Raw genomic sequence first — 16,804 nt, 5'->3', positions numbered from 1 at the left:
TTTTATATTGAAAGGAGTACGGAAAATGACAATTTGTAGTGTAAATAATATAACGAAATCTTTCGGTGGAAACATCATATTTGAAAATATATCGCTTGAAATAAAGAATGGTGAACGTATTGGTTTAGTTGGTCGTAACGGTAGCGGGAAGACAACTATCTTGCAGCTTCTAACAGGAATGGAGAGTTTGGACGAAGGAGCCATTCATATGAAGAAAGGTACACGTATTGGTCATGTGGCGCAAATTCCAAAATTTGATGAGGATATGACTGTATATGATGTATTGAGCTCCGCTTTTAAAGAAGAAAAGGAATTAGAAAGAGAAATGCATGCTTTAGAAAAGAATATGGCGGAAGAACAGGAAGCATCTGCTTTACAAAAATTGATGGAGAGGTACGGAGTAATTCAAGAAAGGTACGCGTTTCTCGGTGGGTACGAAATAGAAGCGAATATTATGAAGGTAGCAAATGGTCTACAGGTGACGGAACTATTTCCCCGATCATTTATGGAGTTAAGTGGTGGAGAACAAACAAAAGTAAGCCTTGCGTATATGCTATTGCAGAAACCAGATTTACTTTTATTAGATGAACCAACAAATCATCTAGATTTATTTGCAGTGGAATGGTTAGAGCAATTTCTAAAAGAATATACAGGAACAGTTATGATCATTTCACATGATCGCTATTTCCTTGATGAAGTTGTAACGAAAATTTTTGATTTAGAAGATGGAGAAATTCACGTATATCATACGAACTATTCCCAGTTTGTTGAGGAAAAGGAAGAAAGGCTGCTTCAAGAATTTCAAGCGTATCAAGAACAGCAAAAGAAAATAAAGAAAATGAAAGAAGCAATTAAGCGCTTGCGTGAATGGGCAAATCAGGCGAATCCGCCGAATGAAGGATTGCATAAGAGAGCGAGAAATATGGAACGCGCATTAGAGCGTATAGAGAAACTAAAGAGACCCATTTTGGATAGAAAACAGATGGGACTTCAGTTTGAAGGGCAAGAGAGAAGCGGAAAAGATGTTGTTGTAATGAAAGAAGTGAGTAAAGGATTTGCTGAACGATCTTTATTCGAGAAAGTAAATTTGCATATTCGTTTTCAGGAGCGCGCAGCTATCGTTGGACGTAATGGTACAGGAAAGACTACGTTATTAAAATTACTATTAGAAGAAATGAAGCAAGATGCTGGAGAAATTCGGATTGGTAGTAGTGTGAAAATCGGTTATTTATCGCAACATGCGTACGGGAATATGAAGAACAATGTATTGGAAGCTTTCAGAGATTGTGTAGCTGTAACAGAGGGAGAAGCGAGACATATATTAGCGCGATTTTTATTTTATGGTCCAGCTGTTTTTAGGAAAGTAACGCAACTTAGCGGTGGAGAAAAAATGAGGTTAAGACTCGCGCAACTTATGTATCAAGATGTTAACTTTCTTATTTTAGATGAACCGACGAATCATCTTGATATTGAATCAAGGGAAGTTTTAGAGGAAGCCCTTGAACAATATAACGGGACGATTTTAGCTGTTTCACATGATCGTTATTTCTTAAATAAATTGTTTGAAAAGACATATTGGATCGATGAGCACAAATTATTTGAGTTTGCAGGGAACTATGCATGGGCTCGTCAAAAGTGGGAAGGAAGAATTGAGAAACAAGTAGTAAAACAGAAGCAGCAACAGCAAGGGAATAAAGCGTTAGAAGTAATGCCTATAAAAAAGAAGAAGGCTAGGAATTTAGAGGAAGTTGAAAACGAGTTAATGCATATAGAAGAAGATATATATGCACTTGAATGTAAAATGGAAAATGTAGTTGATGTTGAAATGCTTGAACAATTATATGAAGAAAAAACGAAAAAAGAGTTTTTGCGAGCGGAGTTATATAATGAGTTAGAGAATATTGTGGGGTAAAGAAAATAGAATGGAAGAGCAAGTTGTTTTCTCATATTTTGAGGGAGGGCTTGTTCTTTTTTCTATAAGGAAAGAGAAGAAATTGGTATAATTTTCTTGTTGATGCGATAACGAGACGAACTTTAGGTTATTAAAAATGTGAGGAGAATTTTATGTTAGGATACGCGCGGATCGCTACAATCGTCATGATTTGTTTCGTTTATGCAAACCATGTTTCACGTGAAACAGCATATTTACAAATTTTTGTCGGTATTGCACTTTTTATTTATATTGTGAATCATATTTTACTTGTAAAAGTAAAAGGGAGTAGAAAACTCGTATTTTATACTTTGCTAGCAAATGGTATTGTCACAGCGTTATTAGGGTTTTTATTTCCCGAGACATGTTTATATTTGATTATATTTGGGATTGATGCGGTAGGATTATTTATTCATGATTGGCGTAAAAGCATGACGTATTTTTTTATTATCTTTTTCTTTCTTTGTTGGTTTGTGAATATCTTACATACGTATCAACATATAGGGAGTTTAGAACTTGAGAGTAATGCAATTAATTTTATGTTCATCGTTTTTAGTGCTTTAGCTGGAAATTTAATAAAAAAACTTACAGCAGCTCGGCAAATGGTAGATGAGCAATATGAGGAATTAGCATTATCTCATACAGCTTTAAAAGAAGCGCATGAACAATTACGGCTATATGCTAAAGAGGTGGAAGAATTGACTGCTGTTCGGGAGCGGAATGATATTGCCCGAGAAATTCATGATACAGTTGGTCACAATATGACTGCCTTACTTGTTCAATTACAATTGGCAGAGGCTTTGTGGAAACAAAAATCGGACGCTACGGAAGAGGTTTTACATACATGTCACGGGCTAGCTAGAAAATCACTTCAAGAGGTGAGAGCTTCTGTACATGCCGTAAAAGAAGAAAGTAAACTAGGGAACATAATAGAGGATATGCGTGAAATGTTACATGGATATTCTAAAGCGACGAAAGTACAAGTATCTTTTCAATTACAAGGGGATCCGGTTGTGATTCCGTTGTCACTACAACCTACATTGCTTCGGATTATGCAAGAGTCTTTAACGAATGCAAAACGTCATGGGAAAGCGAGTTTATGTGAAGTGAGTCTAACCTGTTCAATGAAACAAGTTAAACTATGTATTCTGGATAATGGTTTTGGGGTTAATGAAGTAAGTCCAGGATTTGGTTTACTTAATATGAAAGAACGTGTAGAGGAACATGGTGGAACTATTCAATTTGAGAGTGAGATAGAAAAGGGTTTCCGGTTACAGATTGAATTTCCGCTTCAGGAGAAAACGTGGATAATAGGGGGAACGGTATGATTCGCATTATGATTGTTGATGATCAATCACTCATTCGTGATGGTTTAGCGATGTTGTTAAATTTACGTTCGCAACTTGAAGTAGTGGGAACAGCTACTGATGGAGACGAAGTGATACAGAAAGTGAAAGAGTTACATCCTGAAATTATTTTGATGGATATTCGGATGCCCCGTATGAATGGTGTTGAAGGAACACGTCTAGTTAGAGAACAGTTCCCTCATATAAAGGTTCTTATGTTGACGACTTTTAGTGATAGTGAGCTTATTTTTGAAGCATTAGAGCAAGGAGCAAGTGGGTATTTATTGAAGGACATGGAGACAGATGCAATCGTTCAAGCTATTTTAACGGTACATGGCGGAGGAGCTGTGCTTCCTCAAGATGTAACAGCGCAAATTGTAAAGGAATTAAAAAAGACAAAAACAGTAGTAGAGTACACCACGCCAGAACAATTAGAACTATTAACTGAGCGAGAAGTAGATGTTTTAAGAGAAATTGGGCTTGGGTTAAATAATAAAGAGATTGCGGAAAAGCTATTTATTACAGAGGGAACTGTTAAGAATCATGTTTCCAATTTAATTAGCAAGTTAGAACTGAGAGATCGAACGCAAGCAGCGATATACGCAGTAAGATATGGCGTCACGATGTACACATGACTTTTGGCATATATAAGTGTGAAAAAGCAGCAGAATTTGCTGCTTTTTTATTTTGTATTTCTATCTTAAGGGTGATGGAGAGAAGAAGAAATTTTTCTACAATGAAAGTGTAGATGAATGCAAAGGGGCTGAATCAATATGTTAGTCATAGATCATATTACGAAATCATTTGGTAAGAAGGAAATCGTAAAGAATGTTTCTTTTGAAGTGAAAAAAGGTGAAACATTTGGATTGCTTGGCCCAAATGGGGCAGGAAAATCAACGACAATATCAATGATTTGCGGATTAATTCCATACGATAGTGGTGATATAAAAGTTGGTGGGAAATCTGTAAAAGAGTATCCATTAGAAGCGAAAAAGAAAATTGGTATTGTTCCGCAAGACATTGCGCTGTATCCGACACTTTCAGCAAAGGAAAATTTGATTTTTTGGGGAAAGATGTACGGCTTAAATGGAAAAGTTGCAAAAGAGCGAGCAGAGGAAGTGTTAGCTTACGTCGGTTTACAGGATCGGGGAAAAGATAAAATTGAAACATTTTCAGGTGGAATGAAAAGGCGTATTAATATTGGTGCAGCACTTATGCACGAACCGGAGTTATTAATTATGGATGAACCGACAGTCGGGATTGATCCACAATCGAGAAATCATATTTTAGAGACTGTTAAAAAATTAAATGAAAAAGGTATGACAGTCATTTATACGAGTCATTACATGGAAGAAGTTGAGTATTTATGTGAGCGGATTGCAATCGTTGATCACGGAAAGGTAATTGCATTAGGAACGAAAAGAGAGCTATGTAATCGCCTGACAGATGGATTTATGGTGAAATTGCAATTAAACCGCTATAGTACGGAACTGCTACAAAAGTTGAAAGCACTACCTGTTGTTGAGCGGATTATTTTTGACGAAGATAATAGCACAATTGACATTGGACTAAATGGTGGCGAGGCAATTGGTACAGTTGTTTCAGAAGTTGTTGAAAACAAAGCTCAAATTTTAAAACTGGAAGTACAAGAACCGAATTTAGAGGCACTCTTTTTACAATTAACAGGACGTTCACTGCGTGATTAAGGAGGTTAGTGCGAGATGAAAAGTTTCATTATTGCATGGAAAGATTTAAAAATCCGTTTAATTGATCGCCGCGGATTTATGATGATGTTAATTATGCCGCTTTTATTAACAGCGATTTTAGGTTCAGCGTTAAGTAATGTATTTGATAGTGGTGGACTACCGAAAACAGTAATTGGCTATTATCAAGAGGGAACGGATGAGTTTGCAGATGTCTTTCAAAAAGATGTATTGCAATCTAAAGAAATAAAAGATGATGTGAAAGTAAAGGTAGTTAATTCTCAGGAAGAGCTTGAAGATATGTTAAAGGAAAAGAAAATTGATGTAGGAATTGTCATCCCAAATAAATGGAGCGAACAAATACAAGATGGAAAATTAAAAGAACCAAAGGTGCTTATAGACCCATCAAAAGATATACAAGCGAAAATTGCCGAATCAATGATCCGCTCTTTTTCAGAACGTGTTCAAACAGTCGCAGTATCTACTAAAAGTGTTGTAACAGAATTAGCAAAATCTCAGCATGGTGATCTAGCACAAGTTGCAAAAGAAGTAAGTGGAAGTCTACAGACGATAGCAACTGCAAGTGTGGATAACATCCAAAAAGGAACGATAGGTAAAAGAACAGTTGCAGCGATGCAATATTATGCAGCAGCAATGTTAGTCATGTTTTTACTATATAACATAACAGTAGGTGCAAAGTCAGTTGTAACAGAGCAACGAACTGAAACGTTGGCGCGTTTGTTCAGTACACCGACGAGCTCATTTTCAATTTTATTCGGAAAGTTTTTAGGTACATTACTATTTGCCTGTATACAATTTGGAATATTTATAGTTGCTACACACTTTATGTTCCATGTGGAATGGGGCGAAGACGTGTCTCAAATAGTAGTGTTGGGGATTTCTTATGCAATTTGTGTTTCTGGTTTATCCATGTTAATTGCAGCTTTTATTCGTGAGGAAAAAACGGCAGATTTAATGGGAGGAATCGGTATTCAAATACTAGCTATATTAGGGGGATCAATGTTACCGATTTACGTATTTCCCGATACACTTCAAACAGTTGCGAATATTGCTCCGAATAAATGGGCGCTTACGAGCTTCTTAAATATTATGTCGGGAACATCTTGGGATGTGCTATTCCCTGTTATTTTAAGTTTATGTAGTGCAGGAATTATCTCCGTTATGATTGGAACATTACGTTTACGTACGAGATAGGAGGGGAAATGATGAAGAAGGTTTGGGCGCTTTGTTGGTTAGAATTAAAACAAATTTTAATAAAGCCACAAAGTTATATACTCATGTTTGGAATGCCTATTATTTTCACACTCATTTTCGGCGGACTTTTAGGTGGAATTGGGAATGAGAAAGTAAATATTAGCTTAGTAGATGAAGATGGTTCTATATTATCTAGCAACTATTATGAGGAAATAAAGAAAAGTGACTTAATTTCTATAGAGAAGGTAACGTATAAGGAAGGGAAACAGAAGATTGAAAACAAAAAATCTTCCGGTATAGTTATCATTCCGAAAGACTTTCAAAAGAGTATGCTAGATGGAAAAGTAGAAAATATTCAATTTCAAGCCAGTGCTGATTTTACGGGTGGAACTTCTGTAGAGCAAGTATTAGCAAGTGCATTAAAAAAGATGGAGATAGAAGTTAGTGCAGCAAGAGATTTTGAGAAGAAAAGTAACACTTCGTGGGAATCGATGTATAAAGAAATCTATACAAAAGTAGAACCGGGTTCGATTCAAAAAGAATCAATTTTACATGATGAACAAAAGTTAAATAACGTTACAGGGCGAGCGGCTGGTTTTTCAATTCTATTCGTTATGATTGTCATGTTAAGTGCAACGGGAACCATTTTGAAAGCTAGACAAATCGGTGTTTGGTCCCGTTTATTAGGAGCGCCGGTTTCGAAAGTTCAAATACTAACTGGATATATCCTTTCTTTCTTTTTAATAGGATGGATTCAATTTGGTGTTCTAATGATATTAACGCATTCATTATTTGATGTGCAGTGGGGAAATTTATTAGGGGTTATTACACTTGTTTCGGTATTATTATTAGCTGTCATTGGTTTAGCCTTATTATTAGCAAGTATCGTAAAAACAACAGAACAACAGTCTGCATTAGGTAATATCGTTGTGATTTCAACATGCATGATTGGTGGTCTTTATTGGCCGATTGAAATTGAACCGGCATGGATGCAAACGGCAGCAAACTTTGTTCCGCAAACTTGGGCGATGCGTGGCTTTACGGAGTTAATTGTAAGGGGAGGTACATTAGCAGATATAGGAGGATATATTGGTATACTCATTTTATTTGCAGGAGTATTTTTCGTAATTGGTTTAACAAGAATACGTTATGACTGAAAAAAGAAAGCAGAGTTCACAGCTTTACGCGCTGAACTCTGCTTTCTTTTTGTGTGGCATCTTCTCTCGTTGAAATTATAATAGCGATCCCGAGCATAATAAAAAAAGCTAAAAAGAGGACGAACTTTGGGAAGAAAGGGAATAGTAATAACGCCCCGACGATCATGAGTGTCAATAATACATAGTGCAGGACATATTGGAATAGATTGTCCATATTTCCGCCCCCTTCTTGGTAGTTAATTGTTATTATTCTATGCTGGGCTATTAGGTAATAGAAGGTGTTTTTTATTTTTTTGAGGGAAAACAATTAGCAAGGATTGACATAAATAGTGAAAAGGAATAATCTTGAAATTAATTCATACTATTTTTATAGGTAAAATAAAGATAGTTACAGAAGCGCGTTATGTTACCACTTAATTAAAAAACAGGAAAGTAAGGGTGAGAATTATGCGAAAGGTCTTTAAAGGGTTATTTGCTACGTTTCTTAGTACATCGGTTTTATTAGCAGGATGTGCTCAAGAAGAGACAAGTACAAATGAAGCAACAAAGATGCCGAAAGTAAAAGATGAGTTTATTAAAGCGAGTGACAAAGCAAAAAGTCCAGCAAAGGCAAAAGAAAGAAAAGATACTTTTGTAATTGGAATGCCGAGCCCTGGCGGGATATTCCTTCCGCATTTTATGGAGAATGGGTGGGATGGTAATATAACGCAAGCTATCTTTGCGCCTCTTGTTGGGCTGGATAAGGAAGGAAAACCAATCCCAATTCTAGCGAAGAAATGGGATATTTCTCAGGATCAACTTACATATACGTTCCATTTGAAAGATGATTTAAAGTTTAGCGATGGTTCGCCGTTAACAGCGGATGATGTAGCATTTACATTAACGTTACTACATGACCAGGCATATAGCGGAGCAACTGACATAAGTCAAACAGCAATAAAGGGTGGGCAAGCATATAAGGAAGGAAAAGCAAGCTCTATTGAGGGGATTCAAGTAATCGATCCGAAAACAATTACGATTACAACTGAAAAGGTAAATGCCCAAACATTATCGTTAATTGGTGGAGAAGTTATATCAAAAGCTTATTACGGTAAAGAATATAAGCAAGGGAATTTAGAGTATTTAAAAGAGTTATATGGAAAACCGATGGGAGCAGGAACTTATAAACTTGATAAATATATTCCAGGTCAAGAAGTTCGTTTTGTAGCAAATGAAAATTATTTTGAAGGTAAACCGAAGATTGGGCACTTTATTTATAAAATTACAAAAGGTGATACGAATTTGCAACAATTTCAAGCGGGAGAAGTAGATTATGATGGTTTCACGACAAATGCGGAAACGATTGAGCAATTAAAAGAGCTAGGTTTCGCTAATATTAATGTGTATATGGGAAGTTCTTACGGCTATATTAAAATGAATTATAAGAAGCCCTACTTTAAAGATAAACGTGTACGCCAAGCGTTTATTTACGGATTAGAGCGCCAAAAAGTAATTGATACGTATTTCCAAGGTTATGCTGCACTCGTCAATGTACCAATTACACCAGTCTCTTGGGCGTATACAGAAGAAGGGATCAATAAATACGAATATAATTTAGAAAAAGCAAAGAAATTACTTGATGAAGCAGGGTGGAAAGCTGGGGCAGATGGTATTCGGGAAAAAGATGGCCAGAAATTGAAGGTAAGTTATTTTGCTTCTTCTGCAAGTAAAATCAACGATGTGATGATCCCCGTTATGAAAGAGGATTATAAAAAGATTGGGGTAGATTTCAACCCTGAATACATGGACTTTAATACGATGATTTCCAAGGTAATTAAAGGAGATTATGATTTAGCGATGGTTTCCACACCGATGATTGATGATCCGAGCGGAACAATTGAGGAGTTTGTTTCGACAAGTAAGCGTAATTATGATGGATATTATAATCCGAAGGTAGATGAATTAGCTAAGCAGGCACTAGAAATATTGGATATTGAAAAACGAAAAGAAATCTATAAAAAACTATATCAAGAGTTAAGTGAAGATCCACCTGTTATCTTCTTAAACAATAGTAAAGTCGTGTCTGCACATAATGCGTGAATTCAAGGATTACAAGAAGACAACTACAACGGTATTTTGTTAAGTTTACCTAAATTAAAGATTGATCAATAATTTCGAAAGAATTCTTAAAATATTTATATAGAAAGAATTGACAAAATATATTGAAAGATATAAGCTAATAACCATAAAGTCTACCGGAAAGGTCGGAATAAGATTGTTACCCCTCAAAAACATCTTTTTTACGTTCAAAACCGACTTTTCCGATTGGCTATAAATGTTGCTGTGGGAGGCATACATAAGGCAAGCAGTTCATAAAGTGTAATTATTAAAAAAAGTTAGGGTGGGGACAATGAAGAAAAAGACAAAAAAATGGGCTGGTGTATTTTCAGTATTATTGAGTAGTTCGTTTGTGTTATCTGCTTGCGGGGGACAGGAAGATACGGCTTCTACAGAACCAGTTAAACAGCAAGATTTAAAAAATATAAAAATCGAAAAGATTGCTGCTACAGATAAGACGAAAGTACCCGATAAAGCAAAAAATCGAAAAGACACGTTAGTTGTTGGGATTAGTAAACCGGGTGGTGTCTTTTTACCATACTTCCAGCAAAATGGTTGGGATGGAAATGTAACCTCTGTCATTTTTGCGTCGCTTGTATCGACAGATAAACAAGGAAAGCCAACTCCAGAATTAGCTGAGAAGTGGGATGTTTCTTCTGATCAGTTAACATATACATTCCATTTACGTAAAGATTTAAAATTTAGTGATGGTTCGCCATTAACAGCGGATGATGTAGCGTTCACATTGACGCTTTTACATGATAAGGCATATGAAGGCGAAATAGACATCTCTCAATATGCTGTTAAAGGTGGTAAAGAATATAAAGAAGGAAAAGCAACTTCTATTGAAGGAATTCAAGTTGTTGATCCACAGACAATTAAAATTACGACTGAAAAAGTTAATTCGCAGACACTAACTGCTTTAGGTGGACCGGTGTTATCAAAAGCGTATTATGGAAAAGACTATAAACAAAATACAAGTTTAGATTATTTAAAAGAGTTATATGGAAAACCGATAGCTGCGGGGCCGTATAAATTTGAAAAGTATATTCCAGGTCAAGAAGTTCGTTTTGTAGCAAACGAAAATTATTATGCAGGTAAGCCGAAAATTCCAAACTTCATTTATAAAATTACTGCTGGTGATACAAAACTCCAATTGTTCCAAACAGGCGAAGTTGACTATACTGGCCTAGGTACTGGTGATGAAATTCTTGAACAGGCGAAAGGTTTACAATTCGCGAACATTCAAATCGAAACAGCTGCATCATTTAACTATATTTATATGAATAATAATAAGCCGTACTTAAAAGATAAAAAGGTTCGCCAAGCACTTATTTACGGGTTAGATCGTAAAAAATATGTTGATACAGCATTGAAAGGATACGGTACGGTAGCTAATGTACCAATTCATCCAACTTCTTGGGCTTATACAGAAGAAGGGGTTAATAAATATGAATACGACAAAGAAAAAGCGAAAAAATTATTAGATGAAGCAGGATGGAAAGTTGGTTCGGATGGAGTTCGTGAAAAAGATGGTCAAAAATTAAAGCTTTCTTATTTCGGCCCAAGTTCGGCTAAAGATAGTGATTTATTAATTCCAATTGCAAAAGAGAATTATAAAGAGATAGGTGTAGAATTTAATCCTGAATTTATGGACTTTAATACTATGCTTTCGAAGGTAAATAAAGGTGATTATGATTTAGCTTCTGTTGCTACACCGATTACAACTGATCCGAGTGAAACTGCAGGTGAATATTTATCTGGTGTTAATAAGGAGAGTCTTGGTTATAAAAATGCAAAAGTTGATGAGTTAATTAAAAAAGGTATTGAGACAGTTGATATTGAGAAACGTAAACCTATTTACAAAGAATTGTATAAAGAATTAAGTGATGACCCACCAGTAATTCTATTAAACTACCGTAGAACAATTACAGGATACAACGGGAATATAAAAGGAATTGACCCTGAAAAATACAATAGTATTAGTTCAAACTTACCAGTATTATCTATTGAAAAATAACGATAAGAATGTATAAGTAGAAGACATTTTTTCATTCGGCAAGTAGTGTGCCGTTTTGAAAAAATGTTCTTCTATTTTAAGCATAAGATTGGAGAGAAAAAGGGTGAAAACATATATCATTCGTAGGGTGTTACAAATGATTCCTACACTGTTGGGTACGTCAGTTATTATCTTTTTTTTGTTCGCGCTTCTTCCAGGTGACTATATTGATTCAAATCCAAAGATTACACCGCAAAGAGCTGCGGAACTTAGAGAGCTATATGGTTTAAATAAACCAATTGTTGAGCGTTACTTTCATTGGTTAGGTAATGCATTGCAGGGTGACTTTGGTTTTTCACTTCAATATCAAGAACCTGTAACATCATTATTAAATAAATTCATATGGAATTCGTTTATTGTTGCGATCATTGCATTGTTCTTTATTTGGCTAATTGCACTTATTATCGGTGTGTTTTCAGCGACAAAGCAACATTCCTTATTCGATAAGTTTGTAACAATTGGTGTCTTTGCAGCGATGTCATTCCCTTCATTCTTTATCGGTTTGTTTTTAATTAAAGTGTTTGCGGTTGACTTTAAGTTATTACCGATAGGCGGGATGATTGATGTTGGTAGTAATTCGACTGGGCTTGCTTACGTAATAGAAGTTTCAAAGCATATGGTTTTACCAGTGTTTATTTTAACCCTTCTTGGAGTAGGCTCACTAACTCGCTATTTTAGAACGAGTATGTTAGAAGTTGTACGGCAAGATTACATTCGAACGGCTAGAGCAAAAGGTTTAAAGGAGAGGACCGTTATTTATAAACATGCATTAAAAAATGCAATTTTACCGGCTATTACATTGCTTGCATTTGAGTTACCGGGATTGTTTTCAGGGGCAATTATTATTGAACAAATTTTCAACTGGCCTGGCATCGGTAATATTCAATTAGAGGCACTTAGTTTCCGTGATTATACAGTATTAATGGCATTTACGATGTTTCTTTCTTGTTTGACAATCGTTTCAAATTTTTTAGCGGATGTTGTATATGCAGTTGTTGATCCACGTATTCGGTTGAAGTAAGGGGGGAAAGAGATGGAAACTGTTACAGCAATTACAGAGAAAAAGGCAAAAAAGAAAAGACGGAATGAATCATCGCCGTGGAGGCAAGCTTTTAAAAGGATAAAGAAAAATAAAATGGCACTTATAGGATTTTATGCATTAGTTTTTATGTTTTTATTTTGTTTTATCGGTCCATTCTTTTCACCGTATGCATCAGGAAAAATACAAGTTACGCTAATTAACAAGCCACCTAGTTTTTCTCATTGGCTTGGTACGGATCAATTAGGACGGGATATTTTAACGAGGCTTATGCAAGCAGGACGAATTTCATTAACAATTGGCTTAGCTTCAATGGTTTTATCAGTAATATTAGGAGCTTTATTAGGAGCTATTGCAGGTTTTTATCGCGGTATCGTTGACAATATTATAATGCGTTTTGCAGATGTTTTAATGTCGATGCCAGGATTACCTTTACTTATTATAATGGGAGCTATTTTATCAGAATGGAAAGTACCATCTGATTACCGTCTTTATGTCATCATGATTATTTTAAGTTTAGTAGGTTGGCCAGGACTTGCACGTCTCGTACGAGGTCAAATTTTATCACTTCGAGAACAATCGTTTATGCAAGCTGCTGATGTGCTCGGGATAAAAGATTACCGGAAAATTGTATATCATTTAATCCCAAATGTTTTGCCCATATTAATTGTTGTATCAACATTAGGTGTTGCTGGTTCTATTTTAGGAGAGTCTGCACTAAGCTACTTAGGACTTGGCGTCGTTCCACCTACACCATCTTGGGGAAATATGATTAGCGCAGCAAACTCATTAATCGATTTCCAAAAACGCCCGTGGTTATGGATACCACCTGGTTTTGCAATTTTTATAACAGTTGTATCAATTAATTTACTTGGCGATGCACTTCGTGATGCATTAGATCCAAAGATGAAGCGGTAGGTGAGGAAGCATGAGTAAAGCAGTGGTAGAGCTAAAGGATTTACAAACACATTTTCAGACGGAAGAAGGTACAGTAAAGGCTGTTAATCATGTTAGCTTTTCAGTTCGAGAAGGTGAAACAGTTTGTGTAGTAGGCGAATCAGGTTGCGGGAAAAGTGTGACGGCTTTATCTATTATGGGACTTATTGCTGAATCTGGCGGTATCGTTGGTGGTGATATTCTTTATGAAGGAAAAAGTCTTTTAGGGATGAAAGAGAAAGAGCTTCGTAGTTTACGAGGTAATGACATTGCGATGATTTTCCAAGAACCGATGACATCGCTAAATCCTGTCTTCACCGTAGGCGAACAAATTGTAGAAACGTTAAGAGAGCATGAACTACTTAGTAAAAACGAAGCATACAAAAAGGCAATTGAATTAATTCGTAAAGTTGGTATAGCTCGCGCTGATGAAATTGTCCATTCTTATCCACATGAACTAAGTGGTGGGATGTTACAACGCATTATGATTGCGGTTGCACTTAGTTGTAATCCAAAGTTATTAATTGCAGATGAACCGACAACAGCTCTGGACGTTACGATTCAAGCGCAAATATTAGACTTACTAAGACAAGTAAAAGAGGAATTTAAAACGTCCATTTTATTAATTACACATGATCTAGGTGTTGTAGCGGAAATGGCCGATTACGTTGTCGTTATGTATGGCGGAAAAGTTATTGAAGAGGCACCGGTACTAGAGATATTTCAAAATCCGAAACATCCATATACACAGGGATTGCTAAAATCAAAACCAGTAATGGGGAAACGAACAGATAAACTTTATTCTATTCCAGGGCAAGTTCCAAATTTAGTTGGCTTAGATGAGTTTTGCTACTTTAGTGGTCGCTGTGAACATTGCATGGAAATATGCAAAAATGAAGCGCCAAATCTTAATGTGCATGACGAGGATCATAAAGTAGCTTGTTGGTTATATGAGGAGCGTGCTGGGCAATGAGTGAACCATTATTAGAAGTGAAGAACTTAAAAACGTATTTTCCGATTAAGGGAGGCGTATTTAGTAGAACGATTGGACATGTGAAAGCGGTAGATGGGGTAAGCTTTACAATTGATAAAGGAGAAGTGTTTGGCCTAGTAGGAGAGTCTGGAAGTGGGAAGACGACGATAGGGAAAACAATTCTCCGTCTCGTTCAAAAAACAGAAGGTGAAGTGAAGTTTAAAGGTCAAGATGTTCATGCTTTATCAAAAGAGGAGCTGAGAAAGCATCGTCCCAATATGCAGCTCGTGTTCCAAGATCCATTTAGCTCATTAAATCCTAGAATGAGAATTGGAGAAGCACTTGGTGAGCCAATGTTGGCTCATGGGCTAGCGACGAAAGAAAATGTCCGTGAAAAGGTGATAGAAGTATTGGAGTTATGTGGTTTAGCGCCGTATCATATTGACCGGTACCCTCATGAGTTTTCCGGTGGGCAACGTCAACGTATCGTTATTGCAAGGGCGATGGTATTAGATCCGGAATTTATTGTAGCTGATGAGCCTGTTGCGGCATTAGATGTATCTATTCAAGCGCAAATTATTAATTTGTTTAGTGAATTACAGGAGAAAAAGGGATTATCATATTTATTTATTTCACATGATTTAAGTGTTGTGGAGCACTTATGTACGAAAATTGGAATTATGTATTTAGGAACTATTGTGGAAACAGCACCACGTGATGAGTTATTTGCGAATCCGCTTCATCCATATACAAAAGCATTGTTATCGGCAGTGCCAATACCGGATCCAATAGTTAAGCGAGAACGGATTATTCTAGAAGGGGATATTCCAAGTCCGGCAAATCCGCCGTCAGGTTGTCGTTTTCATACACGCTGCCCCTTTGCTACGGATATTTGTAAAACGAAAGTACCAGAGTTTCGTAATGTTGGTGAAGATCATTTTGTTGCTTGTCATCATGTATAAAAAAGAAGGACCCTTTCAGAAGTTGAAAGAGTCCTTTTCTTATTTACTAGATGAAGTTTGTTTCAATACAAATTGCTCGATTGCATGAGCAACACCATGCTCATTGTTTGTTAATGTTACAACGTCACATAGTTTTTTTACATCTTCTTCGGCATTTCCCATTGCAACTGATAAGCCAGCTACTTGTAGCATTGGCACATCATTAAAGTTATCACCGATTGCAACAGTATCTTCAATTGGTATATTGAAATAAGCTGCCATTTCTTGTAGGCCGTTCCCTTTATGACCATGCTTATCCATAATTTCTACATTAGTAGGAGCTGATGCGGTAACTGAAATATCCGTATCTTCTTGTAAAGTTTGTAATAGCTGCGAACGATGGGCAGCATTAAATGTCAAAATAAAGAATTTAGATATTTCTAATTCTGGATTATTTACAACATCTTCGATTTTTTGGAAATCAGTAATTAGGTTTGATTTCTTTTGTTTTTCTGTAATTCTTTCAAGTTCTTCAAGTGTAACATCTAGTGTATGCTTGTTTTCTTCGAATGCCTGCATAACCTGATCTTGCCATGTATAAGGAGAGTAAACCCCTTTATTTGTGTACAACTTATATGGAAAACCTTCAGATTCTAGTAACTTTGCAAGCTTGTATACTTTATCATTTTGTAAACAACGCGAGTTAATTACTTTTCCATCCACATAAACAATTGCCCCATTGCTTGCTCCAACTGGAAGAGATAGTTTATATTCTTCCAATAATTTCAAAGCATCCTCTTTCGCGCGGCCAGAACAAATCATTACAATATGACCAGCTTCTTTTGCGGTTTGAATAGCTTGTAAGTTCTCTTTGGAGATTTCAAGATTAGATGATAGTAGTGTACCATCCATATCTAGTGCGATTAATTTCAAAATGACCACCTCTTTGTTTCCATTATACATAGTTATATGAAGGAAACATACAAACTTATATTGGGAAGATAGGGTTTTATCTCTCCTTAACTATCAATAAAAGCTTGATTAATGAGTGCTAATAATCAGTAGGAATGAAAAAGCTCGACTGATTAAAGTTTTATATTATTTTGTAACAAAAATAGATATAAATAATATTATATTTCACTTTATGACCGTAATGTTACACTAGTGTTACAAGTGTGGGCGTAGTGGAAAATGCATTAAAACAAGGTTTTTGAGTGTTTATTTAAAAAACGTAAAAAAAGTGTAATAAAATTTACGTAATTATATTGCAACGTAATAATAGTTATGTTACATTAATGTTACAAACGTTACGTAATTAATTTTAATGTAACGATAACATAAAAACTATGAACTAATCATTTCTTAGAAATTACATATAGATAACTTATAAAAAAGGAGAATGAATGAT

The 16,804-nt window shown here is 35.8% G+C and carries 13 protein-coding genes and 1 pseudogene; 12 read left to right on the top strand and 2 right to left on the bottom strand.

Annotation, left to right across the window (positions count from 1 at the left end; genetic code table 11):
* Positions 1–25: 25 nt before the first annotated feature.
* From abc-f to CDB3_RS00955, 6 genes are all read left to right on the top strand, one after another.
* Positions 26–1,912 carry a ribosomal protection-like ABC-F family protein gene (gene abc-f, locus CDB3_RS00980; protein ID WP_128853240.1) on the top strand — a complete coding sequence of 629 codons (1,887 nt, stop codon included), beginning with the start codon at positions 26–28 and terminating at the stop codon, positions 1,910–1,912.
* Positions 1,913–2,064: 152 nt separating this feature from the next.
* Positions 2,065–3,258 carry a sensor histidine kinase gene (locus CDB3_RS00975; RefSeq protein ID WP_128853239.1) on the top strand — a complete coding sequence of 398 codons (1,194 nt, stop codon included), beginning with the start codon at positions 2,065–2,067 and terminating at the stop codon, positions 3,256–3,258.
* Positions 3,255–3,911 carry a response regulator gene (locus tag CDB3_RS00970; protein ID WP_128853238.1) on the top strand — a complete coding sequence of 219 codons (657 nt, stop codon included), beginning with the start codon at positions 3,255–3,257 and terminating at the stop codon, positions 3,909–3,911. Before CDB3_RS00975 ends, CDB3_RS00970 begins: the two co-directional genes overlap by 4 nt.
* Before the next feature lie 138 nt (positions 3,912–4,049).
* Positions 4,050–4,982, top strand: a complete 933-nt coding sequence (locus CDB3_RS00965) for an ABC transporter ATP-binding protein (RefSeq protein ID WP_128853237.1) — start codon at positions 4,050–4,052, stop codon at positions 4,980–4,982.
* A gap of 15 nt (positions 4,983–4,997) precedes the next feature.
* Positions 4,998–6,194: an ABC transporter permease gene (locus CDB3_RS00960; protein ID WP_128853236.1), complete on the top strand. Its 1,197-nt coding sequence runs from the start codon at positions 4,998–5,000 to the stop codon at positions 6,192–6,194.
* Positions 6,195–6,205: 11 nt separating this feature from the next.
* Entirely contained in the window at positions 6,206–7,351 is a 1,146-nt protein-coding gene (locus tag CDB3_RS00955; RefSeq protein WP_128853235.1) for an ABC transporter permease, read from the top strand.
* A gap of 16 nt (positions 7,352–7,367) precedes the next feature.
* Here CDB3_RS00955 and CDB3_RS00950 read toward each other — a convergent pair whose 3' ends face one another.
* A complete protein-coding gene (locus CDB3_RS00950) occupies positions 7,368–7,565 on the bottom strand; it encodes a hypothetical protein (protein WP_000369263.1) in 198 nt (65 codons plus the stop codon).
* A 233-nt stretch (positions 7,566–7,798) separates the two neighbouring features.
* Between CDB3_RS00950 and CDB3_RS00945 the strand changes: the two are divergent.
* The 6 genes and pseudogenes from CDB3_RS00945 to CDB3_RS00920 all read left to right on the top strand — a co-directional run bounded on the left by CDB3_RS00945 (position 7,799) and on the right by CDB3_RS00920 (position 15,417).
* A pseudogene (locus CDB3_RS00945) lies at positions 7,799–9,502 on the top strand (ABC transporter substrate-binding protein).
* A gap of 238 nt (positions 9,503–9,740) precedes the next feature.
* Entirely contained in the window at positions 9,741–11,468 is a 1,728-nt protein-coding gene (locus CDB3_RS00940; protein WP_071744524.1) for an ABC transporter substrate-binding protein, read from the top strand.
* A gap of 103 nt (positions 11,469–11,571) precedes the next feature.
* The gene (locus tag CDB3_RS00935) at positions 11,572–12,528 is read left to right on the top strand and encodes an ABC transporter permease (RefSeq protein WP_128853234.1); all 957 of its coding nucleotides are present in this window, start codon (positions 11,572–11,574) and stop codon (positions 12,526–12,528) included.
* Positions 12,529–12,540: 12 nt separating this feature from the next.
* Positions 12,541–13,464, top strand: a complete 924-nt coding sequence (opp4C, locus tag CDB3_RS00930) for an oligopeptide ABC transporter permease (RefSeq protein ID WP_097831221.1) — start codon at positions 12,541–12,543, stop codon at positions 13,462–13,464.
* 10 nt (positions 13,465–13,474) lie between these two features.
* Positions 13,475–14,455, top strand: a complete 981-nt coding sequence (locus CDB3_RS00925; protein ID WP_097831222.1) for an ABC transporter ATP-binding protein — start codon at positions 13,475–13,477, stop codon at positions 14,453–14,455.
* Positions 14,452–15,417, top strand: coding sequence for an ABC transporter ATP-binding protein (locus CDB3_RS00920; protein WP_128853233.1), 966 nt, complete (start codon positions 14,452–14,454; stop codon positions 15,415–15,417). The genes CDB3_RS00925 and CDB3_RS00920 overlap by 4 nt, the downstream gene beginning before the upstream one ends.
* Before the next feature lie 39 nt (positions 15,418–15,456).
* Here the strand turns inward: CDB3_RS00920 and CDB3_RS00915 are convergent, their stop codons facing one another.
* A complete protein-coding gene (locus tag CDB3_RS00915; RefSeq protein ID WP_000766416.1) occupies positions 15,457–16,329 on the bottom strand; it encodes a Cof-type HAD-IIB family hydrolase in 873 nt (290 codons plus the stop codon).
* Positions 16,330–16,804: the final 475 nt, after the last annotated feature.

Origin of the sequence: Bacillus sp. CDB3 (assembly GCF_002081505.1) — a bacterium.
Classification (GTDB): Bacteria; Bacillota; Bacilli; order Bacillales; family Bacillaceae_G; genus Bacillus_A; species Bacillus_A cereus_AT.
This window is presented reverse-complemented; position numbering and strand designations above follow the sequence as displayed.